Consider the following 24,718-nt stretch of genomic DNA (forward strand, 5'->3'; position numbering starts at 1 on the left):
GCCTGCAGCAAGGCCCGCGAATACAGCGCCTCACGCTCCCACTTTTGACAAATGATAGTCCGCACTCACACAGCGGCACAGGCCCGAATTCAGAACCGATGTCTCCTGCCGACAACCCCCTACTTGCCGCCGGTCGCCCATCGCGCAAACTGGCTGCCGTCACGCCGATGCACCTGCTGTGGGCCATGTGCCTGGTGCTCGGCCTGCTGCTCGCCCTGCTGGCACCGGGCCTGGCCAAGGCCGCACCGGCAGCAGGCCCTTTGGGTGCCTTGCAGGGCACCCTGGGCGGTGGCTCCGCGTCCGACAAGGAACGAAGCAACGCCATTCAGACCCAGCTCGATGCCGCCGCATCGGCGACAAAGGAAGCCGATGCGCTGGCCCAGGAACTGGACCGCATGCGCGCCAGGGCACGCACGCCCGTGCCGCCCCTGCCCGCGCCGCTGAGCGACGAGCAGCTGGGCAGCCTGTTCGATCGCTGGAAGGAACGCGTTCCCGCCAACGCCAGCCAGGAAGTGCTGGAACGCCTGCTGGCCGATGAGCGCGATGCCATTGCCGCCCTCAAGGCCGGCATCGAGAAATCCGCGGCCGACCAGGCCAACCTGGTCTCGCAGCCCGGCCCGGGGCGCATCGATCTGTCCATCCTGCAGCAGCGCGCCCAGGAAAACGCCGAGCCCGTGACGGCCGAGCCCGGCGAGGCCCCCGATCTCACCCAGGCCCGCCAGGCGCGCCGCAGCGCCGAGCACCGCCGCGCCCTGCTGGAGCTGGCGCTGCGCCAGGAAGAGCAGTCCACCATCGAAGCCCGCCAGCGCCTGCTGGCCGCCCAGCTGCAGGCCCAGCGCCGCGAGCTGCTGGAGCGTATGCCGCGCGCCGCCTGGCTGACCCAGCGCATTGCCGAGCGCAGCCGCCAGCAACTGGAGCAGCAGGTGCAGGAGATGGAGCTGGCCGCCCAGCACGCTTCCGCCGCCGATCCCGCCATACGCGACCTGGCCCAGCGCAATGCTGCGCTGGCCGCGCAGATCCTCAAGAACTCCAATGAACTGGCGCAGGAGCGCAAGACCCTGGCCAATGACGAATATGTGCGTGACCAGTTGAGCGCCACGCTGCGCGACACCCAGGCACGCCTGCGGCTGGGCGGTGGCAGCGCGGCCGTGGGCCAGTGGCTGTGGCAGCAGCGCGTGGAGCTGTCCTCCGGCAGCACCCTGCAGGCCAGGCACCGGGCCGTGCAGCGCCAGCTGGCCGAGCTGCGCCTGACACTGTTCAACTCCAGCAAATGGCGCCAGAACCCCGGCGCGGACACGGCGGCGCAGGCCCCGGCCGACGCTGCGGATGCAGGCGGCGTGGCGGCACCGGAGCCGGCCGCCAACGCCACGGTATCGGCCCAGCAGACCGCTTTGCTGGCCCGGCAGGTGGCGCTCACCGATCAGCTGCAACCGGTGTTGCTGCGCCGCATCGCCGTGCTGGAGCAGACCGACGACGCGCTGCGCGCGGCCCTGCGCAGCGGCAATGAGTTGCGCCAGGTGCTGGACAAGGAGCTGCTGTGGTTCCCCAGCCACCGCCCCATGGACCGTACCTGGCTCAGCGAGTGGCAGGCGCTGGAGCAGGACATCGAAGGCAGCAGCTCGCCCTGGAAAACCGCGCGGGCGCTGGCCGCCAGCATCTGGAACGATCCCTGGGCCTTTGGCGCCGTCGGCCTGATCGTGGCCCTGCTGCTGGGCCTGCGCCGCTACGCGCTGCGCCAGCTGCAGTCCATCGCCGTGCGCGTGGGCGACTTCATGCGCGACCACTTCGGGCTGAGCCTGCTGGCGCTGGGCTGGAGCCTGCTCTACACCTTGCCGTGGAGCTTTGCGGCCGCGGCGCTGGGCAGCCTGCTGCAAGGCCCCGAAACCGTGGGCACGGCGCTGGAGCCGCTGGGCGCCACCCTGGTCCAGCTCAGCGATTTCATCTTCGTGGCCACCTTGCTCAACGCCCTGTTCTGCCCGGGCGGGCTGGCACTGGCCCACTTCGGCTGGCCGGCTGCTCGCGTGCAGATGCTGCGCCAGATGGTGCGCCGCGCCGCCTGGCTGATCGTGCCTGCCGAACTGCTGGGCGGCTTGGCCTTCTACAGCCATGACAACCACGCCATCAGCACCTGGGGGCGCATCTCCATCCTCATGCTGTCGCTGGGCCTGGCCTGGATGGCCTGGCTGTACTTTCGCCGTGTCATGCAGCAAAAGCGGCCCGGCATCCACTGGGGCCAGATCGTCAGCGTGGTGCTGATGCTCATGCTCAGCGCGCTGGCCGTGGGCATCGTGCTCGGCTATGTCTACACGGCCACCGAAGTCATCCAGGCCCTGATGGCCAGCTTCGTGTTCCTGGGCGCGGTCGAGGTCGTGGTCAACCTGCTGCGGCGCTGGCTGCTGCTGGGCGAGCGGCGCCTGGCGCTGAACCGGCTGCGCGAAGCCGCCAGGCTGGCCCAGAGCGGCTCGGGCGTGGACACCGGCAAGGCCCCCACCGACGAAGCCACCCAGATGGCCCTGGTCACCGTGGGCGCCCAGGCGCACCGGCTGCTGGGCCTGCTGCAGCAGGTGCTGGTCGTGCTGACCCTGGTCTACGCCTGGCTGCCCGTGCTGCCTGCGCTGCTGCGCTCGGAAGGCGTGGTGCTCTGGTACACCACCAACACCGGCGCCGACGGCATCGCGCATGCCGCCCCCGTGAGCCTGATGGATGCGCTGCTGGGCGTGATGATCCTGCTGCTCACCTTCAGCTTTGCACGCAACCTGCCGGGCCTGCTGGAAGTGACGTTGTCGGCCTCCAACCGCATCAGCAGCTCCGCGCGCTACACCCTGGCCACGCTGGCGCGCTACGCCATCACCATCGCGGGCACGGTCAGCGCCTTCACGCTGCTGGGCCTGCGCTGGGGCCAGCTGCAGTGGATGGTGGCGGCGCTCACCGTGGGCCTGGGCTTCGGCCTGCAGGAGATCTTCGCCAACTTCGTCTCGGGCCTGATACTGCTGGTGGAGCGGCCCTTCCGCGTGGGCGATGTCATCACCATCGACACCCTCACCGGCACCGTCACGCGCATCCGCACGCGGGCCACCACGGTGCTGGACTTCGACAACAAGGAAATCGTCATCCCCAACAAGACCTTCATCACCGGCCAGGTGACGAACTGGACCTTGAGCGACGACGTGACCCGCCTGGTGATCGACGTGCCCGTGGCCCACGGCAACGACCCCGAGCAGGTGCGCGACATGCTGCTGGACATTGCCAGGGAGCACCCCCAGGTGCTGCGCGAGCCCGAGCCCAACTGCTGGTTCATGGCGCTGGAAGGCAACGGCCAGCGCTTCGAGCTGCGCGCCTACGTGGGCAAGGTCGAAGACCGCCTGCCCGTGCGCCACGACCTCAACCGCCGCGTCAACGACCGGCTCAAGGACGCTGGCATTGCCGTGGCCTTCCCGCAGCTGGACCTGCATGTGCGCAACATGCCGGCCCATGCACCGGGGCAGGCATCTGGGCAGACCCCACCCCATCCGACGGCATGAGGCCGACAAGCCCCCCCGGTTCCACGCGCACAGCGCGGCATTGCCGCGCTCGCGGTCAGAACACTTCCCAGTTCTCGTCCACACGCTCGCCCGCATTGCGCAGCGGGGTGACCTTGGCAGGCGCTTTAGCAACCCTGGGTGCCGCTGGGGACGCCTTCGTCCGCTGGCCGCCCTGGCTGCCTGCGGCGGCTGGCGCTGGCGCCTGGGTCGGTGAGGACGCGGGCAGGGACACGGACGAGGACACCCCATCCAGCTTGAACAGGCTGACCAGATCGACCAGCCTGGCAGCCTGCGCGTTCAAGCTTGCGGCAGCCGCCGCCGATTCCTCGACCAGGGCCGCATTCTGCTGCGTGACCTGGTCGAGCTGAACGACGGCATCGCCCACCTGCGCCACACCGTCGGCCTGCTCGGCCGTGGCCGCGCCTATTTCGCCGATCAGGTCGGCAACGCGTTGCGCCTGCTGGACGATGTCCTTCATCGCGGAGCCCGTCTCGCTCACCAGGCCCGAGCCCTCGTCCACCTTGGACACGCTCTCACCTATCAGGGCCTTGATCTCCTTGGCTGCCCCCGCGCTGCGTTGGGCCAGGCTGCGCACTTCGGATGCCACCACGGCAAAGCCACGCCCCTGCTCGCCGGCCCGCGCCGCCTCCACGGCGGCATTGAGCGCCAGGATGTTGGTCTGGAAGGCAATGGAGTCGATCACGCCGATGATGTCCTCGATCTTCCGGGAACTCGCGGTGATCTGCTCCATGGTGGCTACAACGCGGTCCACGATCTTGCCGCCGCCGGTGGCGGCCTGGCTCGACGATGCGGCCAGCTGGGTGGCGGTACGCACCGTATCGGCATTGAGCTTGACGGTGGCGTTCATCTCCTCCATGGAGGCGGCGGTCTGCTCCAGATTGCTGGCCTGCTCCTCCGTGCGCTGGCTCAGGTCGGCATTGCCCGATGCGATCTGGCTGGCGCCGGTCGCGATGGATTCGCTGCTTTGCCGCACATCGGCGACCACGCGCGCCAGGCCGGCACGCATGTCCTCCATGGCGTGCAGCAGGCTGGAGGTGTCTCCGGGCGCCAGTTGCACCCGCACGGACAAATCGCCCTGCGCGATCTGGCGCGCCACCCCGGCGGCATAGGAGGGCTCTCCGCCCAGCTGCTGCTTGACCGTCCTGGTGATCATCCAGGCCACCAGAGAGCCCAGCGCGGCGGCCAGCAGCGTCAGCACCAGCATGGCCACGCCGTCTTCGGCCACGCTGCGCAGGGAGCCGTCCACCGTGGCCTGCGTCTGTGCCTTCTGGTAATCGACCAGTGCCTCGACCGCATCGAAATAGGTCGTCTGCAAGGAGCGCAGGCGCCCCATGATCAGATCCCTGGCGGCATCGCCCTGGTTGGCCAGGCCCAGGTCACCGGCCTGGCGCATGGTCTCCACGAAAGGCTGGCGCGCCTGCCGTATGTCGGCAAAGAGCCGGCGCGCCTGCTCGGTCTGCAGGCGCTGGTCCAACTCCTTCATGACCAGGCCGTTCCTGGCAACCACCTCATCCAGCCGGCGGCTCTCCTCGGCCATCTGCGCCGGATCGGTGATCAGCGCCAGATTGCGCACCACCCGCGCCGACACATTGGCGTTGTCCTTGAGCGATTGCAGCCGGGCCAGATTGCCCATGCGGTCCTCGGCCAAAACACGCAACTGCTCCCCCTGATCGTGCAGCTTCATCCAGCCGAAGCCGGCCACGCACACGCAGACCACGATCACCGCAAGGAAACCCATGCCCAGCATGGTTCCCAACTTCATACGCCTCAGAAAACCCACGTCGCTCTCCCTCGAACCACCTACGCAAACCGGCCAGACTGCTGGCACGGAGGAAACACATTAAGGAACAAATTTGACAATTTGAATCAGTCGTGTCGCCTTCCCAAACCCTGCACATCCAGTAGGACAGCGCCTTGCCGGCATGCAGGCATCGGGCTGCCAGCGATTGCCAGAACCCCTCATTTCGCGCTTGATGGCCATGCTTCAATCCACGCGCCAGCACGGGGCGCGACTTCGCCCTCCAGGACTTCGATCATCTGGCCCAGGTTTCAATCCACGCGCCCGCAAGGGGCGCGACGCAGGCTGCGCTATGGATGAGGCGTTAAGCGATGTGTTTCAATCCACGCGCCCGCACGGGGCGCGACCTTGGTCCGTACCTGCAGCAGATGCGCCTGTTTGTTTCAATCCACGCGCCCGCACGGGGCGCGACTGGGCATACCCGAGACCCATATCAGCGGCTTCAAGTTTCAATCCACGCGCCCGCACGGGGCGCGACCTGATGAGGTCTCGACCCTGCTCATCGGATGCGGCGTTTCAATCCACGCGCCCGCACGGGGCGCGACTGAGGTAGTCGATGATCATTGCGCGCGTCCAGATGTTTCAATCCACGCTCCCGCACGGGGCGCGACATGGCGCCCTCCCACATTCGGTGAGTGCAGTGAGGTTTCAATCCACGCGCCCGCACGGGGCGCGACCAGATTGCCGCGAAGACACTGGAGTGGGATGGCTGGTTTCAATCCACGCGCCCGCACGGGGCGCGACGCCAGGGCCTCGGTGGGCATTGCTGGCCTGTCGGGTTTCAATCCACGCGCCCGCACGGGGCGCGACGCGAAACCTTCATGGTCTGGCCGAGCACGTTGGTGTTTCAATCCACGCGCCCGCACGGGGCGCGACACGGCATCGAGGCCGCGCAGCGCGTGCAGGTCGTTGTTTCAATCCACGCGCCCGCACGGGGCGCGACCGATAGCCCCGCCTCGCTCAGCACCGAGGTGCTGTTTCAATCCACGCGCCCGCACGGGGCGCGACGCGCGCTGCAGCAGCGGGCACTGGGGTGGTTTGGTTTCAATCCACGCGCCCGCACGGGGCGCGACAGCAGGGACAAGCAACGCGAGGAGCAGCGACGATGTTTCAATCCACGCGCCCGCACGGGGCGCGACCCACCTGGTATGACGGCGTCGACCCCAGCAAGGGCGTTTCAATCCACGCGCCCGCACGGGGCGCGACGGCAGGCCCTTGGCCAGCAGCTCGCGCGGGTCGGTTTCAATCCACGCGCCCGCACGGGGCGCGACTCAGGCAAGCGGGCTACACGGTCACGGTCGTGCCGTTTCAATCCACGCGCCCGCACGGGGCGCGACCAAGGACGCCGGCTTCCGTGATTTCAAGGCGGGCGTTTCAATCCACGCGCCCGCACGGGGCGCGACGAAAACCCATCGAGCAATCGCGCGATGGGCCATGTTTCAATCCACGCGCCCGCACGGGGCGCGACACTACACAACCACCCATGCAGAGCGCATCAACTGTTTCAATCCACGCGCCCGCACGGGGCGCGACCGGGCTCTTTGGGTTTGTCAGGATCAGGCACACAGTTTCAATCCACGCGCCCGCACGGGGCGCGACGGCGGCGAGCAGCACGACCAGGGCGGCGAGGCCCAGGTTTCAATCCACGCGCCCGCACGGGGCGCGACACGTTCTGCACAGCCGGGTTGACCATCGGGCCGAGTTTCAATCCACGCGCCCGCACGGGGCGCGACCTACCGCTGGCTGTTCGGCGCGCGCACTGCTGAAGTTTCAATCCACGCGCCCGCACGGGGCGCGACCGTGACGGGCAGGACGCTGATGGACTTCAGGAACGTTTCAATCCACGCGCCCGCACGGGGCGCGACTTGATGGCCCGGCTGCTCCTGCTGGCTGAGCTTTTGTTTCAATCCACGCGCCCGCACGGGGCGCGACCCACAAGGAGGGCAAGGGCAACGGCGATTACAAGGTTTCAATCCACGCGCCCGCACGGGGCGCGACCTGACGCCACCCTTGTGCCCGCCTCTGGCGGCTGCGCGTTTCAATCCACGCGCCCGCACGGGGCGCGACATCGTCGTCTGTGATTTGCAGCTTGGATTTGAGTTTCAATCCACGCGCCCGCACGGGGCGCGACATCTGCGCGGGATTTCATTCGCAGTCTGTCAAGGTTTCAATCCACGCGCCCGCACGGGGCGCGACCGGGTCGTAGGTCTCGGAGACGAGGCCCGCGAAATAGTTTCAATCCACGCGCCCGCACGGGGCGCGACTTGACCTCCACTTCGGTTTTTCCGAACTGGATGGGGTTTCAATCCACGCGCCCGCACGGGGCGCGACCTCCATGTACAGCTGGCCGCCCACGAAGTCCTTGTTTCAATCCACGCGCCCGCACGGGGCGCGACGGCATGCTTATAACCCAGCCGTACCACTGCAAAAAAAGCTTCACCATCGCGAACCTGCGCGCTCTGTCACGGAAAAACGGCAAGGACCACGACAGACGCAGTGATGCCTCAACAAAAACAACGGCTTGCAGAAATGCGAACCTCAGGGGAGGACAAAGGTCACTTGGGGTTCGCGGGACGCGAGCTGGTGCGGCCAACTGCGTCCGGGGCACGCGGTGACTGGGTGCCCACAAAAAAGCGGCCTTTCAGGCCGCTTTTCCTCAGCATGCGCAGCCGCAAGCCAATCAGCTACCAGCCACCTTCATGCGGTTGATCAGGATAGAGCCCACGGTCTTGGCGCCGTAGTTGTAGGCATCCGCGCCCACGGCCTCGATGCCCTTGAGCATGTCCTTGAGGTTGCCGGCGATGGTGATCTCATGCACGGGGAAGGCGATTTCGCCGTTTTCCACCCAGAAGCCGCTGACGCCGCGCGAGTAGTCGCCGGTCACGTAGTTCACGCCCTGGCCCATGAGTTCGATCACGAACAGGCCAGTGCCCAGCTTCTTGAGCATGGCGGGCAGGTCGTCGCCGGCCTTGGTGCGGCGCGAGGTCATGACCAGGTTGTGCGATCCGCCGGCATTGCCGGTGGTCTTCATGCCCAGCTTGCGTGCCGAGTAGCTGGACAGGAAGTAGCCCTCGACGCGGCCGGCATCCACCACCTTGCGGGCCTGCACGCGCACGCCTTCCTCGTCGAAGGGCGAGCTGCCCTTGCCGCCGAGGATGAAGGGATCTTCCGTGATGTCGATGTGCTTGGGGAAGACGGGCTTGCCCAGCGAGTCGAGCAGGAAGGTGCTGCGGCGGTACAGCGCGCCGCCGCTGACGGCCTGCACGAAGCTGCCCAGCAGGCCGGCGGCCAGCGTGGACTCGAACAGCACCGGGCACTCGGTGGTCGGGATCTTGCGGCTGCCCAGGCGGCTCAGGGCGCGCTGGGCGGCGTAGCGGCCCACGGCTTCGGGCGAGGCCAGGTCGGCCGCGTTGCGCATGGAGCTGTACCAGGCATCGCGCTGCATCTCGCCATTGCGGCCGGGCAGCGATGCGATGGGCGCCACCGACAGGCTGTGGCGCGAGCTGGCGTAGCCGCCACGGAAACCATTGGTATGGGCGCTGAAGAAATGGCTTTGCTGGGCCGAGACGCCAGCGCCTTCGCTGTTGGTGATGCGCTTGTGCGTGCCCAGGGCAGCTTCTTCGCACTGCAGCGCCAGCTGCGCCGCAGCCTCGCTGGTCAGCTCCCAGGGGTGGAACAGTTGCAGGTCGCGGTGGGTGCCGGGCGGGGCGATGTCGGCCGCATCGGGCAGGCCGGCCATGGGGTCCTCGGCGGTGAAGCGCGCGATGTCGTAGGCGGCCTGCACGGTCTGCTGGATGGCGGCATCCGAGAAGTCGGAGGTGCTGGCGTTGCCACGGCGGTTGCCCAGGTAGACGGTCACGCCCAGCGACTTGTCGCGGTTGCGCTCCACGGTCTCCAGCGCCCCCTTGCGCACACTCACGCTCAGGCCGCAGCCCTCGGAAGCCTCGGCTCCGGCGTCGGTGGCGCCGAGCTTCTTGGCATGGACCAGGGCACGGTCCACCAGGTCTTCAAAAAACGGTTGGCTGTAGCTGAAGCCGGAATCAGCCTGCGGTTTGGCGGTGCTTGCCGCGCGGGGACGGGGTTTTTTCATAGCGGCGGCTATGATAGCCGCCACTGCAGCGCCCTCCGCGCCGCCACTGTATTTGTCCCCTACCCCATGTCACGCAAACCCAAAAAAGGCTACTACGTCAAAGGTCACTTCGTTGCCGAAGGCAGCGAACTCGACCTGCAGCTCAAGGCCGAACTCAAAGGCACCCCCGACTCCAGCAAGACGGATCTCAAGCGCGAGTCCGACGCCTTGCAGGACCTCGGCAAGGATTTGCTGACGCTGCGCTCCGACCTGTTCAAGCGCCTGCAATTGCCCGACCAACTGGCCGATGCCCTGGCCGAGGCCAAGCGCATCACCAATTTCGAAGGCAAGCGCCGCCAGATGCAGTACGTCGGCAAGCTCATGCGCAAGCTGGACGAGACCGAGATCGCCGCCGTGCGCGCGGCACTGGACGAGCAGCACAACGGCTCGGCCGCCGAGAAGATGGCCCTGCACGCCGCCGAGCAATGGCGCGACCGCCTGATTGCCGAGGAATCGGCCCTGTCCATCTGGCTGGACCATTTCCCCGACACCGACACCCAGCAGCTGCGCGCCCTGATCCGCCAGGCCCGCAAGGACATGCCGGGCGCCCATGAGGCCAATGTGCAGGAATCCACCGGCCTGGCCCAGCGCAAGGGCCGCGCCTACCGCGATCTGTTCCAGCTGGTGCGCCAGCAGTTGGGCGGCACGGGCCGCGAGACAGCCGAGGACGGTGACGGCGCTGGCGAGGAAGCCGACGATGAGTGAGCCCGTCCATGACGCCGTGCGCATCGGCATCGTCTCGATCAGCGACCGTGCCAGCAGCGGCGTCTATGAGGACAAGGGCCTGCCGGCCCTGCAGGACTGGCTCACCCGCGCGCTCAGGAACCCCATCACGTTCGAGCCGCGCCTGATCCCCGACGAGCAGGCCGGCATCAGCGCCACGCTGATCGAGCTGGTCGATGCAGGCTGCTGCCTGGTGCTGACCACGGGCGGCACCGGCCCCGCCCCGCGCGATGTCACGCCCGAAGCCACGCTGGCCGTGGCCGACAAGGAAATGCCGGGCTTTGGCGAGCAGATGCGCCAGATCAGCCTGGCCTTTGTGCCCACGGCGATCCTGTCGCGCCAGGTGGCGGTGATCCGTGGCAAGAGCCTGATCATCAACCTGCCGGGCCAGCCCAAGGCCATTGCCGAAACCCTGGAAGGCCTGAAGAACCCCGATGGCACGCAAAAGGTCAACGGCATCTTTGCGGCCGTGCCCTATTGCGTTGACCTGATCGGCGGGCCCTATCTGGAAACGGACGACAGCGTCTGCAAGGCGTTCCGCCCCAAGAGCGCAGTGCGCACCGCGCGACCTGCGGCCTGATCGCGCGGACACGGCAATCGACAAGCAGCCTGCGGGCTGCTTTTTATTTTTTCAGCCCCTTGAACCAGCGCTGAATCCGGGCCCGCAATTGCCGTTTGCCGTCATCACCCAACGGCATGCTGCTTGCCAGTTTCAGTGCCGCATCGACCTGTATATGGCCATGCTCCATCAGTGCCATGCAAAACACCCGGTCCTTGTCGCGCCCCGCCTGGGCCTTGGAGAGAAAGAGATCCAGCACATCAAGGCAATAGCCGACGCGATCGTTGGTATTGCCGTTCTGGATACGGTGCAGCCGGTTTTGCCAGCCTGAGGCAAGCACTGCCGTGTCCGGGCCCACGCCCTGCGCGTAGTAGCCATTGGACTCGTGGAAGCGAGAGCCTTCGCCAATGGATCCGTCGATCCGGTCCGCCAGATCCGGAGCGTTGAGCGGATAGATGTCCGCCTCTGCGGACATCTTGAAAACCGGCTCGGGATACGGGATGGAGCCCAGGATTGCCTGACTTCCCACGATGACGAATTCATACTCATTCGTCACATCCCCGCTCGCACGAATGATGTGCTCAAGATCCTCTCGGTTCATAGGCCCGCCCTGTATCTCCCAATGCAACGCCCCGCTTGAGATCCCCCACCTGCGCCAGTACCTGCTGGCGCACCTGTTCGGGCAGCACCGATGTCAGGGGCGAGGCCTGGCGCAGTTCCTGGGCCCTTCGCGTGCGGACCAGGATGGTGCGCCAGCGGCCATTTTGCAAGACATCCTGCCACTGCCTCCACAGGCTGGCGGAATGCGAATCCCCCTGGCTCAACCACCTCTCCAACGTGTCCTGTGCCTGCTGCAGCAATGCCGGGTCAGATCGCACAAGGCGCACGGCTTCTTCATGCAATGCGAGGCTTTGCAGATCCTGCACTTCATGGCGCGCATCCTGCGCACGCACCAGAACCTGTACGACGGGCCTGGCATGGCGCGAACGGGCTGCGGCAGTTCCTGCGGGCGCGGGCTGCAGGGCGTCGCCCGCCAGCAATGCCAATTCTCCCCCTATGCCCAGTTCCAACATGACTCGCAGGTACGTGCCCATGGATGGCCCGGGATCGCCGGACTCGACTGCAGCGAGCGTGCTGCGGGATATACCTACGCGCGAGGCCATCTCGACCGTGCCCAGCCCCTGCTCCTTGCGCAGACGCTTGAGCCGGTCACCGAACTGCAAAAGCAGTTGGCGCTGAAGAAGGGTGGACTTTTCTGGCGTTTTCATTTGTCCATTATTCTAAGCAAAACCTGAATTTTTGATTGTTTTTCTAGACAAATTAATTCAAGTCCAGTGCTTTCGCATTCCCAGGTCAAGGAACGGAGAAGCAGGTCCTGACGCGCGCACAAGCCACGGCCGGGATGCGCAGCGCACGGCGATCAATCAACGGGCCGGCCACGTTGCAAGGATGAGCGGCTGTACTGTCGCACCGGGGCCACCAAGCCCGTGCTTGCCCCAATGCGGCAGGCCCCTGTCCCTGCCAGCATGGAATCACCCCGGCCCCTGCGCAACAGCAGCGGGCTTTTTCCATCCAAAGCAAGGAGACTTCATGCAGCAACGCCCCAAGACATCGCTGATGACACCGCTGGCCCTGGCACTGTGCGCCGCCGCACTGGCAACGCCGGCCCTGGCGCAGCAGGACAAGGTTCGGATCGGCTTCATCACCGACATGTCCAGTCTCTATGCCGATGTCGAGGGCAAGAACGGCGCCGTGGCGATACAGATGGCCATTGACGACTACGGCGGCAAGCTGCTGGGCAAACCCATCGAGCTGCTGACGGCCGACCACCAGAACAAGGCCGACATTGCCGCCAGCAAGGCGCGCGAGTGGATAGACACGCAGGGCATCAGCCTGGTGTTTGGCGGCACGAACTCGGCCACGGCCCTGTCCATGGCCAAGGTGGCGCAGGAGAAAAAGCGGGTCTTCATCGACAACGGCGCAGGCAGCTCGGCGCTGACCAACGAGCAGTGCAGTCCCTACACCGTGCACTACGCCTTCGACACCGTGGCCCTGGCCAAGGGCACGGGCGCGGCCGTAGTGGAGGCCGGAGGCAAGAGCTGGTACTTCGTGACCGCCGACTATGCCTTCGGCCATGCGCTGGAGGCCGATACCACCAAGATCATCGAGGCGCGCGGCGGCAAGGTGCTGGGCTCGGTCAAGACGCCGCTGAACGCCAGCGACTTCTCCAGCTTCATGCTGCAGGCGCAGAACTCCAAGGCCCAGATCCTGGGCCTGGCCAACGCGGGTGGCGACACCATCAACTCCATCAAGGCCGCGCGCGAGTTCGGCGTGACCAAGGACATGAAGCTGGCCGGCCTGCTGGTGTTCTTCACCGACGTGCACAGCCTGGGCCTGAAGAACACGCAGGGCATGCAGTTCACCACCAGTTGGTACTGGGACATGAACGATGCCTCGCGCAAGTTCGCCGACGCCTTCATGGCCAAGACCCAGCGCCGCCCCAGCGAAATCCATGCGGCCGACTACTCGGCCACCATGAACTGGCTCAAGGCCGTGGAAAAGGCCGGCACGCTGGATGCCGACAAGGTCATGGCCACCTGGCGCGGCATGAAGATGGACGACTTCTTCGGCAGCGGCTACCTGCGCGAGGACGGCCGCTACGTGCACGACATGTACCTGATGGAAGTGAAATCCCCGGCCGAATCCAAGGGCACCTGGGACTACTACAAGCTGGTCAAGAAGCTGCCGGCCGAGCAGGTCTGGACCACCAAGGCCGAGAGCAAGTGCCAATATTGGCGCTGAACTTGCGCTGAACTTGCGGTGAGCCGAGGGGGCAGCCCGGCCGCTCCCTCTCCTCGCTTTTCTCCACTGAATCTCCATGCCTTGGTCAATGCCGGGACATCGAACCGCGCCAGACTGGTAAGTTCGAGCATCTGGCGCGGCGCCGGGCAGGGACTGTCTCCCCTGCGGCCGACCGCGCGGCAGGGGAAGAATGAAGTTCAATCGCAAATGGGCCATGGTCGCCGTCGCAGGCGCATGCATGGTCGCAGGCCTGGTGTGGTGGAAGGCCAGTGCCAAGCCCTCCACCCAATTCGCAACCGCACCCGTCACCGTCGGCGACCTGGAGCAGACCGTGCTGGCCGTGGGCCGGCTGCACCCCAAGGAACTGGTGGCCGTGGGCGCCCAGGTCTCGGGCCAGGTCCGGCGCCTGCACGTGGAGCTGGGCCAGAAGGTCAAGGCCGGCGAGCTGATCGCCGAAGTCGATGCCCAGCCGCAGCGCATCAAGCTGCGCAATGCCGAGGCATCCGTCACCGCCTTGCAGGCCCAGCTGGCCGCGCGGCGCGCGGCGCTGGTGCAGGCCCGGCTGACCTTCCAGCGCCAGCAGGAGCTGCTGCAGGCCGACGCCACCTCGCGCGCCGACCATGAAGCCGCCAAGGCTGCGCTGGACACCGCGCTGGCCGATGTCGGCGCCCTTCAGGCACAGATCGAGCAGGCACGCACCCAGGTGGAGACCGAGCGCATCAACCTGGGCTACACCCGCATCGTCGCGCCCATGGACGGCGTGATCGTGGCCGTGGTCACCAAGCAGGGCCAGACCCTGAACTCCTTCCAGACCACGCCCACCATCGTCATGCTGGCCAAACTCGACGTGATGACCGTGCGCGCCGAGATTGCCGAGGCCGACGTGGACAAGATCCAGCTGGGCCAGACGGTCTGGTTCACCACGCTGGGCAGCGGCCGCCAGCGCCACACCGCCACGATCGAGCGCATAGAGCCTGCGCCCGCCTCCATCGCCACGGACGCCACCGCTGGCGCAGCGACCGCCACCGGCGCCCAGGCCGCCAAGGCCATCTACTACAACGCCCAGTTCGACGTGCCCAACCCGGAAGGCAAGCTGCGCCCCTCCATGACCGCCCAGGTCACCGTGCGCGTGGCCCAGGCCGACAAGGCCGTGCTCATGCCGGCCGCCGCGCTGGGCAGCCGCGATGCCGACGACAACTACAGCGTGCGCGTGCGCGATGCCCAGGGCCAGGTCACCGAGCGCAAGGTGCGCGTGGGCCTGCGCACCAACGCCCAGGCCCAGGTGCTGTCGGGGCTGGAGCCCGGCGAGCAGGTGGTGATCGGCGAGGCCAGCCCCGGCGGCAAGCCGGCCGGCAGCGACCCGATGGGAATGTAAGCATGGACCATGCATTGCTGCAGATGCAGGGCCTGCGCCGGGAGTTTCCTGCGGGCGACACCACGGTGGCGGTACTCAAGGACATAGACCTGCGCATAGAAGCGGGCGAGATGGTGGCCATCGTCGGTGCCTCGGGCTCGGGCAAGTCCACGCTGATGAACATCCTCGGCTGCCTGGATCATCCGACCTCGGGCAGCTACCGCATCGCCGGCCGCGAGACCGGCGAGCTGGGGCCCGACGCGCTGGCCGCGCTGCGGCGCGAGCACTTCGGCTTCATCTTCCAGCGCTACCACCTGCTGCCCGACCTCACGGCCCAGGGCAATGTGGAGCTGCCCGCCGTCTACGCGGCCACACCGGCCGGCGAGCGGCATGCGCGCTCGGCCGCCCTGCTCGAACGCCTGGGCCTGGCCGACCGCATGCAGCACCGGCCAAGCCAGCTGTCGGGCGGGCAGCAGCAGCGCGTGTCCATTGCGCGTGCGCTGATGAACGGCGGCGCCGTCATCCTGGCCGACGAGCCCACGGGCGCGCTGGACAAGGCCAGCGGCGAGCAGGTCATGCGCATCCTGCAGGAGCTGCATGCCGACGGCCACACCATCATCCTGGTCACGCACGACATGGCCGTCGCCGCCCACGCCACGCGCGTGATCGAGATCAGCGACGGCGCCATCATTGCCGACCGGCGCAGCACCCCGCACGAAGCCAGGCCGCCCGTGGAGCCGGCATCCGGCGCGCGCCGGGCCTCCTGGCGCGGACTGTCGGACCGCTTTGGCGAGGCCCTGCGCATGGCCCTGCGCGCCATGAACGCCCACCGCCTGCGCACCTTCCTGACCATGCTGGGCATCATCATCGGCATCTCGGCCGTGGTCTCGGTGGTGGCGCTGGGGCGCGGTGCGCAGCAGCAGGTGATGAACCAGATCAGCGAGCTGGGCACGAACACGCTGGACATCTTCCCCGGCAAGGACTTCGGCGACACGCGCGCGGCCGCCATCGAGACCCTGGTCGCCGCCGACGCCCAGGCCCTGGCCGAGCAGCCCTACGTGGACAGCGCCACGCCCAATGTGTCGGTCGGCGTCACGGCGCTGTACCGCGAGAACGCGGCCACGGCCCAGGTGACGGGCGTGGGCTTCGAGCACTTTCGCGTGCGCGGCCTGCGCCTGGCATCGGGCCGCTTCTTCGACCAGCGCGACGTGGACCTGCACGCCCAGGTGGCGGTGATCGACCAGAAGACCGCCACCGCCCTGTTCCCCACCAACCCCAGCCCGCTGGGCGAGGTCGTGCTGCTGGGCCAGATGCCCGTGGAAATCGTCGGCGTGCTCCGGCCTGCGCAAAACAGCTTCGGCGGCTCCACGCCCACCTTCTTCGTGCCCTACACCGCAGCCGCCACGCGCCTGGTCGGCAAGTACCACCTGGACAGCATCACGCTGCGCATCAAGGACGCGGTGCCGGCCGAGATCGCGCAAAAGGCCGCCACCAGCCTGCTGACCGAGCGCCATGGCACCAAGGACTTCTTCATCTGGAACTCCGACCAGATCCGCCAGGCCATCACGCGCACCAGCACCACGCTGACGCTGCTGGTCTCGGCCATCGCCATGATCGCGCTGCTGGTGGGCGGCATCGGCGTGATGAACATCATGCTGGTGTCGGTGACCGAGCGCACGCGCGAGATCGGCGTGCGCATGGCCATCGGCGCGCGCCAGTCGGACATCCTTCAGCAGTTCCTGATCGAGGCCGTGCTGGTCTGCATCGTGGGCGGCATCCTGGGTGTCTCTCTGGCGCTGAGCCTGGGCCTGGCAGTGAGCCTGTCGGGCTCCAGCTTCCAGCTGTCGTTCTCGGCCGCCTCCATCGTGCTGGCCGTGGCCTGCTCCTCCCTCATCGGGATCGGTTTCGGCTTCCTGCCGGCGCGCAGTGCTGCGCGCCTCGACCCCGTACAGGCTCTATCGAGAGATTGACATGCATATGCTGAAGACCGGCGTGCTGGCATGCGCAGTGGCCCTGGCCGGCTGCGGCGCCATCACGCGCACAACCTACGAGGCGCCGCAGGTGGCGCTGCCCGCACAGTTCGAGCATGCGCAGCCCTCGGCGGCCGCGCCTGCGCCCGAGGCATGGTGGCGCGCCTTCGGCGATCCGCGCCTGGATGCATGGATCGACATGGCCCTTGCGCGCAACCCCGACCTGGCAACGGCAGGCATCCGCGTGCGCCGCGCCGCGCTGCAGGCGCAGCTGGCGGGCCGCGCCCTGCTGCCGCAACCCGGCGGCACGCTCAGCACCGGGGCCAGCCGGCCGCTGTCCGGCAGCCCGCGCAGCACGCTGGAGACGTCCAGCGCCACGCTGAGCGTGGGCTGGGAGCTGGACCTGTTCGACCGCCTGGGTGCCCAGCGCGATGCGGCCGTCTTCGAGGCCCAGGCCAGCGAGCAGGACAGGCAGGCCGTGGCCCTGTCCCTGGCGGCCACCACCGCCAGCCTGTACTGGCAACTGGCCCTGGCCAACGAGCGCCTGGAATTTGCGCGGCAAAGCCTGGAGTACACACGCCGCACCGGCGAGCTGGTGGAGGCGCAGTACCGCAGCGGCGCCGTATCCAGCCTGGAACGGCGCGAGGCCCGGCAGGCGCTGGCCGAGCAGCAGGCGCTGCTCAGCCAGTACACGCAGGCCCGCGCCGAACTGCGGCAGGCGCTCAACGAGCTGCTCCTGGGCGCCGAGGCACCCGGTGGCGAGCCGCAGGCCCTGCCCACGGGCGCGCTGCCTGCCATTGCCGCAGGACTGCCCGCCGAACTGCTGGGCCGCCGCCCCGACCTGCGCGCCGCCGAACTGCGGCTGCGCGCCTCCCTGGCCAGCAGCGATGCGGCCACCGCGCGCTACTACCCCACGCTGTCGCTGACCGGCAGCCTGGGGGGCTCCAGCAACTCGCTGCTCGACCTGCTGGCCAACCCCGTGGCGGCCCTGGGCGCCAGCATGACCCTGCCTTTTCTGAACGTGGGCGAGATGCGGCTGAACACCGCCATTGCGCGCAACCAGCATGAAGAGGCCGTGGTCAACTTCCGCAAGTCGCTGTACGCCGCGCTGGCGGAAACGGAAAAAGCCCTGTCCGCCCGCACCGAGCTGGCCAGCCAGGAGCAGGCACAGCAGCGCGTCATGCAGGAATCGGCAGAAATCACCCGCCTGTACGAGGCACGCTACCGCGCAGGCCAGGTACCCCTGCGCACCTGGCTGGATGCGCAGGAGCGCAGCCGCAACGCACAGCTGGCCCTGTCGGCCCTGCACCTGGCGCAACTGCAAAACCAGGTGACGATCAACAAGGTGCTGGGCGGCGGATGGCAAGCCCCTTGAGCAAGGACCGGCAACCTCCGCCAAAGTGCCCCGCCCCGATCAGAACGAATGCGCCATGCCCAGGTACAGGCCGGTCTGGCTGCCGCCCGGCGCCGGGTTGTTGTTGGTGGTCTCCACCGAGAAGTTCGCATTGCCGCCATTGCGCACATTGCCCACGCTGGCGTACAGCAGCGTGCGCCTGGACAGCGCGTAGTCGGCGCCCGCCATGAACAGGTTGGCGCTGCCGCCGCCGTTGTTGACCGTGGTGCGGTAGCCCGCCCCGATCAGCGTCAGCGGGCCTGACACCTTGTAGCGCGCGCCCATCCAGTACTGCCGCGCCTTGTTGGGCACGCCAGCCGCGCTGTCGGGCGCGGACAGCTGCTCATAGCCCGCGAACAGCTTGAGCGCGGACAGCGTCACCGTGCCGCCCAGCGTCAGGTTGCGGGAGGTGGTGTAGAGATCGCTGAAACGGCCATTGGCATCGCGGGCCACATCGTAGATGGCGCGCAACTCGAACGTGGGCGCGGTATAGGACACCGACAGCGCATCCTTGCGCAGCCGCGATGTGCCCTGCGGCTGCTCGCCCAGGCCGGTCAGCGCCAGCACGCGCAGGCCGCCCCAGCTGGGCGTTTCGTACGAGACCATGTTGTCATGCCCGCCCCAGTTGCGCCCCCGCACCAGCGTGGCCGAGCCGATGAACTGCTGGCCCGTGGGGTCCAGCGCCCAGTGCGCATCCGAGATCGACAGGTCCTTGCCCAGCTTCAGCGTGCCCCAGCCGCTGCGCAGGCCCACGAAGGTGCGGCGGTTGAAGAAACCTGCGCCGTTGAACCTGGCATCGTCGATGCTGAAGCCCGACTCCAGCGTGAACAGCGCATGCAGCCCTCCGCCCAGGTCCTCCTCCCCCTTGAAACCCAGCATGCTCGTGCCCCACTGGTTGCCCACGGCCCGCCACAGGCTGCCGGAGCCGCCCGTGGCCGGGTCGTACACATTGTTCTGGTAGTCCACCCCCGCGACCACACGCCCGTAGAGCGTGACCGAACTCTGGGCCTGGGCCGCCAGGGCCGTGCCCAATGCAAGCGCGGCCAAGCCAGCGCTGCGGATCATGCGTTTATTCATTTCCCTCTCCTCCTTGACATTGCCGATTGGCGAAAATCCCCATGGCCGCAGCACGGCTGCCATGGGGAGCAGCTTGAAATCGGTCGCCAGCCCCTTTTCTTGTGCTTCTTGTTCTTGTGCTTCTTGCTATTGCGGGTGCATGCAGCCCCGTGGTTGCGATGCCCTGCAGGCTGCTTTCATGAATTCTCCGCAGGGATGGCGCCAGGCCTGAGCGATTCATGCGCAGACCTATGCATTTGCGGCGCGGGCGCCCCGGTGTTTTCCCCTGGAAGGGGGTTGAGCGACGTTCGGGGATGGGGCATGGCCGACGGATGCTCAGTCGCTCACTCCTGCGCAGAATCCTCCAGCCGAAAAATGCAGGCCATGGGCGTCCACTTGTCTCCAGGTGGTGTCCACGGCGTGGGGGCCTGAAAGGCCCACATCAGGTCTTCCCATTCGCACAACTTCGGATCGGTGGCGGAGGCAAGGGCCATGGCCCGGGCGTCATGCACCGCGTCATCGGTTTCCATGACCATCACCATGCGCGTGCCAAGGCGGTGGATTTCCATGCCGACCACGCCATGGCCGCGCAGATGCGCTTCCACCTCGGGCCAGATCCTGCGATGCAGGGCTTCATAGCGGGCGATCAGCGCCGGGTCATCCCTGAGGTCGAGTGCAAGGCATTGGCGCATGGTGTCTCCATGGTGGTCAGGTCAGCGCGCGGTCCAGGTGGGTGTAGCCGCCATCGACGAACAGCCATTGCCCCGTGGTGTGCGATGCCCGCTCGGACAGAAGAAAGACGACCGTGTCCGCAATCTCCTCGGCCGCCGTCATGCGCCGGCCCAGCGGAATCCGGGCGCTGATCTGTTCCAGCTGGCGCCCGGGGTCGTCGAAGCGGCCCAGCCAGTGCAGGTACATCGGCGTCATCACCTCGGCGGGCACCACGGCATTGACGCGCACGCCATCGGCTGCCAGCGCGGCAGCCCACTCGCGCGTCAGCGAGAGCTGGGCCCCCTTGGCCGCGCAGTAGCCGCTGGCCTGGCCCTGCCCGGTCAGCGCGGTCTTGGACGAGATGTTGACGATGGAGCCACGGCTGGCCTTGAGGTGTGGCAGGCAATGGTGGGCCATGACGTAGTAGTGCACCAGGTTGGCCTGCAGCGAGCGCACGAAGGCGTCGCGCCCTGCCTCCAGGCCCACGCCGTCATTGATGCCCGCGTTGTTCACCAGGCCGTCGATGTGGCCGCAGTCCGCCGCAGCGCGGGCCACCATCTCACCGCATGCCTGTTCATCGACCAGGTCGAAGCGGAAGTGGCGGGCCCGGGGCTGCAGCTCCATGAGCTGCGCCTCGAACCGCGCGGACATGGTGTCCTTGCCGCAGATCAGCGGAACCGCACCTTCACCGGCCAGCCGCAGCGAGATGGCCGCCCCGATGCCGCTGGCACCGCCCGTGACGATGAAGGTCTTGTCTTTCAGGTTCAGGTCCATGCTGCCTCCCATGTGGTCAGGTCATGCCTTGCGGCTGCAGGCCGTAGCAGCGCGCGGCGGTGCCGCCCCACAGCGCCTCGCGCTCGGACACCGACAGCCGCGACGACGCCCAGCCATCCACCAGCTCAAAGACCGTGGCGTATGGCGCGGCCAGCAGGCAGACCGGCCAGTCGGAGCCAAACATCAGCCGCTGCGGACCGAACACCTGCAAGGCCGTGTCCAGGCATTGGAGCAGGCAGGCCCGGTCAGGCTCGCGCAGGCCGGATCGCCAGTCGGCCTCGGTCACCAGGCCCGAGAGCTTGCACGCGACATGCGACAGCGGGGCGAAGCGCTGCAGCGATGCCTGCCAGCGGCCGAACGCGGCCTGGGCCTGGCCCTTGTGCTGGTCCCGGGCCAGCCCGGCCAGTGGCGGCTTGCCCAGGTGATCCAGCACCATCCAGTGCGCGTCATGCCGTGCACACAAGGCGGCGGCCGCATCCATCTGGTGGTCGAACACCAGCACGTCGTAGGCCCAGCCCTGGCGCTGCAGCACGGACAGACCGCGTGCGAATGCCGCAGAGCACAGAAAGGCCGAGGCATCAGGCTCATCCTGCACCTGATGGCGCCACCCGCACAGCGCCGGCTCGGCACGCCAGGACTGCAGGCGCTCGCCAATGCCGTCGCAGGCCAGATCATCCCATCCCACGACGCCGCAAATCCCGCCGTGCCGCCGCGCCAGATCCAGCAGGTATCGCGTTTCATCGACACTGCCCCTGGCCTGCACGGCAATGGCGCCGGTCAGGCCGCAGGCTTTCAGCTGCGGCAATACCTGCTCCGGCGTGCAATCCACCGCCAGCGCCTGCATGCCCTCGCCTATCCAGGGATAGTCCCGGGCGCTGTAATGCCAGAAGTGCAGATGCGCGTCTATGCGCTGAAGGGTAGGTGCTTCGTCCATGGCTCAGGCCGGGAAGCGGTATCTGTGGAGAGATTCCGGCTTCATCGTGATGGAAAAGCCGGGCGCACCGGGAGGCATATAGGCCGCATTGCGCACCACGCAGGGATCCACGAAGTGCTCGTGCAGATGGTCCACGTACTCGATCACGCGCCCCTCACGCGTGCCGGACACGCAGACGAAGTCGATCATGGACAGATGCTGCACATACTCGCAAAGGCCCACGCCCCCGGCATGCGGACACACGGGCAGACCGTACTTTGCGGCCAGCAGGAGTACCAGCAGCACCTCGTTGACCCCTCCCAGCCGGCAGGCGTCGATCTGCACCACGTCGATGGCGCCACGCAGGATGAACTGCTTGAAGAGAATGCGGTTCTGGCACATCTCTCCAGAGGCGACCTGGACCGGGGCAACGGCTTCGCGCACTGCGCGGTGGCCCTCCACATCGTCAGGGCTGGTCGGCTCCTCGATGAACCAGGGCCTGGCAAAGGCCAACTCCCGCACCCAGCCGATGGCCTGCCCCACCTCCCAGGCCTGGTTGGCGTCGATCATCAGCTGGCGGTCCGGCCCCAGCACCTCGCGCGCGATGGACACGCGCCGGATATCGTCCTGCAGGCTGCGCCCCACCTTGAGCTTGACGTGGTTGAAGCCGCCGGCCACCGCCTCGCGGCACAGGCGGCGCAGCTTGTCGTCGTCATAGCCCAGCCAGCCGGCCGAAGTCGTGTAGCAGGGATAGCCCTCGCGCTCCAGCACGCCGATGCACTCGGCCTTGCGCGGCGACTGGCGATGCAGCAGCTCCAGCGCCTGGGCTTCGGTCAGGGCATCCGTCATGTAGCGGAAGTCCAGCGCGCGGACGAACTCCTCGGGCGTGAAATCGGCCACAAGACGCCACAGCGGCTTGCCCTCGGCCTTGGCCCACAGGTCCCACACGGCATTGACCACGGCGCCGGTGGCCAGATGCATTGCCCCCTTGTCCGGGCCGATCCAGCGCAACTGGCTGTCGGAGGTGATGTGGCGCCAAAAGCGTCCCATGTCCTGGCGGACCCAGTCAAGCTCCACGCCCTCCACCAGGTGCCGCATGGCCGCGATGGCGGCGCAGCAGACCTCGTTGCCGCGACCGATGGTGAAGGTCAGCCCGTGCCCCTCAAGGCCGGGCGTATCCGTCTCCAGGATCACATAGGCGGCGGAGTAGTCCGGGTCCGGGTTCATGGCGTCAGACCCATCCAGGTGACTGGAGGTCGGAAAGCGCACATCGAGCACGCGCAGGGACAGGATTCGCGTCATGGTCTTCTCAGGCCTTGCCGGTTGTCGAGGGATTCGGTTGCACGCGAGCCGCCACCATGGTCTGGCGCTGCTCGCCCAGGCCGGCGATGCCCAGCCGCATGGCCTGCCCGGCACGCAAGTACATGGGCGGCTTCTGGCCCATGCCCACGCCCGGCGGCGTGCCGGTGGAGATCACATCGCCCGGTTGCAGGCTCATGAAGCGGCTCAGATAGCTGACGAGAAAGGCCACGCCGAACACCATGGTGGCCGTGCTGCCGTCCTGCATGCGCCGGCCGTCCACATCCAGCCACATGCGCAGCGCCTGCGGATCGGGCACCTCGTCGGCCGTGACCAGCCAGGGCCCCAGCGGGCCGAAGCCGTCGCAGCCCTTGCCCTTGTCCCAGGTGCCGCCGCGCTCGAGCTGGTACTCGCGCTCGGAGATGTCGTTGACCACGCAATAGCCCGCCACGTGCCGCATGGCCCGGGCCTCGTCGATATGGCGCCCGCCCTGGCCTATGACCACGCCAAGCTCCACCTCCCAATCCGTCTTCACGGAGCCGGGCGGAATCTCGATGGCATCGTCCGGGCCGCAGATGGCACTGGTCCACTTGCCAAACACCACGGGCTCGGGCGGCACCTGCATGCCGGTCTCGGCCGCATGGTCCGAGTAGTTGAGGCCTATGCACACGAACTTGCCCACCCGCCCCACGCAGGGGCCCAGACGCAGCGTGTGCTGCGGCACGCCTTCCACCAGGGGCAGCTGCAAGGGGTCCAGGGCGCCCAGTTGCGCCAGGCTGTACGGCAGCAGCACAGGGCCGGCAATGTCGTCCACCACGCCCGAGAGGTCGCGCACACGCCCTTGCGCATCGAGCAGGCCCGGTCTTTCATGGCCCCTGGGGCCGTATCGCAGCAATTTCATGGTGCGCTCCTGTGCAGTTCAGTTGGACCAGCCGCCGTCGATCACGCTCAGCGTGCCGGTGACGAAGCGGGATTCATCGCTGGCGAGATAGGTGGCCAGCGCGGCGATTTCCTCGGGCCGACCCACCCGCCCCATGGGCTGGCGCGCCACGAAGGCCGCGCGCACCAGCTCCAGCGGCACGCCCTGCTGCCGGGCCTGGCCGGCGATGCGCGCCTGCAGCGACGGGGACTCCACCGTGCCAGGGCAGATGGCGTTGCAGCGTATGCCCTGCGTGACGAAATCGGCCGCCACGGCCTTGGTCAGCCCGACCACGGCAGCCTTGGTGGCGCCATAGGCATGGCGAAGGGGCACGCCCTTCACGCTGGAGGCCGCGGACGACATGTTGATGATCGAGCCGCCGCCCTGGGCCAGCATGGCGGGCAGCAGGGCGCGGATGATGCGGTGCATGGAGGTGACGTTGAGCTGCCACGCAAAGGCCCAGTCCTCGTCACTGCAGTCCAGGATGCTGCCGTGGTGCACGAAGCCCGCGCAGTTGAGCAGTGCGTCAAAGGCCCTCTCCTGCCCGGCCAGTGCCAGGATGTCTTGCGCATCGGTCACATCCAGCCGCCGCGTACGCAGGCCGTCCCGTCCCTCCAGTTCTGCCAGCGCCTGCATGTCGATGTCGGTGGCCAGCACGCTGGCCCCCTCGCGGGCAAACATCAGCGCGCAGGCACGCCCTATGCCCTGCCCGGCTGCGGTGACGAGAATGTGTTTTCCGGCGAGTCTCATGGAGCCATTCCTTCCCTTGAAAAGGG

General features: G+C 67.5%; 18 protein-coding genes and 1 CRISPR repeat array. Of the genes, 7 read left to right on the forward strand and 11 right to left on the reverse strand.

Annotated features, from left to right (window positions below):
• Positions 1-167: 167 nt before the first annotated feature.
• Positions 168-3,521 (forward strand): mechanosensitive ion channel domain-containing protein, encoded by a 3,354-nt coding sequence (locus ACRSCF_RS21795; RefSeq protein WP_017407592.1) that lies wholly within the window; start codon positions 168-170, stop codon positions 3,519-3,521.
• A 55-nt stretch (positions 3,522-3,576) separates the two neighbouring features.
• On the opposite strand, the gene ACRSCF_RS21800 is transcribed toward ACRSCF_RS21795, so the two are convergent.
• Positions 3,577-5,304, reverse strand: coding sequence for a methyl-accepting chemotaxis protein (locus tag ACRSCF_RS21800; protein WP_244386589.1), 1,728 nt, complete (start codon positions 5,302-5,304; stop codon positions 3,577-3,579).
• 219 nt (positions 5,305-5,523) lie between these two features.
• Positions 5,524-7,736: direct repeats of the CRISPR family, unit length 32 nt; unit sequence GTTTCAATCCACGCGCCCGCACGGGGCGCGAC.
• 284 nt (positions 7,737-8,020) lie between these two features.
• Positions 8,021-9,430, reverse strand: coding sequence for a metalloprotease PmbA (gene pmbA / locus ACRSCF_RS21805; protein ID WP_016453829.1), 1,410 nt, complete (start codon positions 9,428-9,430; stop codon positions 8,021-8,023).
• A gap of 66 nt (positions 9,431-9,496) precedes the next feature.
• Here pmbA and yjgA point away from each other — a divergent pair, with 66 nt between their 5' ends.
• Together yjgA and mog are read left to right on the forward strand one after the other, a co-directional pair.
• Positions 9,497-10,174: a ribosome biogenesis factor YjgA gene (gene yjgA, locus ACRSCF_RS21810; protein WP_016449652.1), complete on the forward strand. Its 678-nt coding sequence runs from the start codon at positions 9,497-9,499 to the stop codon at positions 10,172-10,174.
• Entirely contained in the window at positions 10,167-10,772 is a 606-nt protein-coding gene (mog, locus tag ACRSCF_RS21815; protein ID WP_016449653.1) for a molybdopterin adenylyltransferase, read from the forward strand. Before yjgA ends, mog begins: the two co-directional genes overlap by 8 nt.
• A 43-nt stretch (positions 10,773-10,815) precedes the next feature.
• Here mog and ACRSCF_RS21820 read toward each other — a convergent pair whose 3' ends face one another.
• Complete coding sequence (locus ACRSCF_RS21820; RefSeq protein WP_244386591.1) at positions 10,816-11,352, reverse strand: DUF6036 family nucleotidyltransferase; 537 nt, start codon at positions 11,350-11,352, stop codon at positions 10,816-10,818.
• On the reverse strand, positions 11,333-12,019 hold the full coding sequence (locus ACRSCF_RS21825) for a helix-turn-helix transcriptional regulator (protein ID WP_034368631.1): 687 nt from the start codon (positions 12,017-12,019) through the stop codon (positions 11,333-11,335). Before ACRSCF_RS21825 ends, ACRSCF_RS21820 begins: the two co-directional genes overlap by 20 nt.
• 322 nt (positions 12,020-12,341) lie before the next feature.
• On the opposite strand from ACRSCF_RS21825, the gene ACRSCF_RS21830 reads away from it, so the two are divergent.
• The 4 genes from ACRSCF_RS21830 (at position 12,342) to ACRSCF_RS21845 (ending at position 18,252) form a co-directional block, all read left to right on the forward strand.
• On the forward strand, positions 12,342-13,553 hold the full coding sequence (locus ACRSCF_RS21830) for an ABC transporter substrate-binding protein (protein WP_016449656.1): 1,212 nt from the start codon (positions 12,342-12,344) through the stop codon (positions 13,551-13,553).
• Positions 13,554-13,743: 190 nt separating this feature from the next.
• Positions 13,744-14,928 (forward strand): efflux RND transporter periplasmic adaptor subunit, encoded by a 1,185-nt coding sequence (locus ACRSCF_RS21835; protein WP_016449657.1) that lies wholly within the window; start codon positions 13,744-13,746, stop codon positions 14,926-14,928.
• 2 nt (positions 14,929-14,930) lie between these two features.
• Entirely contained in the window at positions 14,931-16,877 is a 1,947-nt protein-coding gene (locus tag ACRSCF_RS21840; RefSeq protein ID WP_034368628.1) for a MacB family efflux pump subunit, read from the forward strand.
• A 1-nt stretch (position 16,878) separates the two neighbouring features.
• Complete coding sequence (locus ACRSCF_RS21845; RefSeq protein ID WP_034368627.1) at positions 16,879-18,252, forward strand: efflux transporter outer membrane subunit; 1,374 nt, start codon at positions 16,879-16,881, stop codon at positions 18,250-18,252.
• A 39-nt stretch (positions 18,253-18,291) separates the two neighbouring features.
• On the opposite strand, the gene ACRSCF_RS21850 is transcribed toward ACRSCF_RS21845, so the two are convergent.
• The 7 genes from ACRSCF_RS21850 to ACRSCF_RS21880 all read right to left on the reverse strand — a co-directional run bounded on the left by ACRSCF_RS21850 (position 18,292) and on the right by ACRSCF_RS21880 (position 24,692).
• Complete coding sequence (locus tag ACRSCF_RS21850) at positions 18,292-19,347, reverse strand: porin (protein ID WP_244386593.1); 1,056 nt, start codon at positions 19,345-19,347, stop codon at positions 18,292-18,294.
• A 323-nt stretch (positions 19,348-19,670) separates the two neighbouring features.
• Complete coding sequence (locus tag ACRSCF_RS21855; RefSeq protein WP_034368624.1) at positions 19,671-20,018, reverse strand: L-rhamnose mutarotase; 348 nt, start codon at positions 20,016-20,018, stop codon at positions 19,671-19,673.
• Between the two features lie 16 nt (positions 20,019-20,034).
• Positions 20,035-20,811 carry an SDR family oxidoreductase gene (locus ACRSCF_RS21860; RefSeq protein ID WP_244386595.1) on the reverse strand — a complete coding sequence of 259 codons (777 nt, stop codon included), beginning with the start codon at positions 20,809-20,811 and terminating at the stop codon, positions 20,035-20,037.
• A gap of 16 nt (positions 20,812-20,827) precedes the next feature.
• Positions 20,828-21,745, reverse strand: a complete 918-nt coding sequence (locus tag ACRSCF_RS21865) for an amidohydrolase family protein (RefSeq protein WP_244386597.1) — start codon at positions 21,743-21,745, stop codon at positions 20,828-20,830.
• Between the two features lie 3 nt (positions 21,746-21,748).
• Complete coding sequence (locus tag ACRSCF_RS21870) at positions 21,749-23,026, reverse strand: L-fuconate dehydratase (RefSeq protein WP_034368618.1); 1,278 nt, start codon at positions 23,024-23,026, stop codon at positions 21,749-21,751.
• A gap of 7 nt (positions 23,027-23,033) precedes the next feature.
• On the reverse strand, positions 23,034-23,924 hold the full coding sequence (locus ACRSCF_RS21875) for a fumarylacetoacetate hydrolase family protein (RefSeq protein ID WP_034368614.1): 891 nt from the start codon (positions 23,922-23,924) through the stop codon (positions 23,034-23,036).
• Between the two features lie 18 nt (positions 23,925-23,942).
• On the reverse strand, positions 23,943-24,692 hold the full coding sequence (locus ACRSCF_RS21880; RefSeq protein ID WP_244386600.1) for an SDR family oxidoreductase: 750 nt from the start codon (positions 24,690-24,692) through the stop codon (positions 23,943-23,945).
• Positions 24,693-24,718: the final 26 nt, after the last annotated feature.

The organism is Delftia sp. 11MD (genome assembly GCF_050907895.1).
Classification (GTDB): domain Bacteria; phylum Pseudomonadota; class Gammaproteobacteria; order Burkholderiales; family Burkholderiaceae_C; genus Comamonas; species Comamonas tsuruhatensis.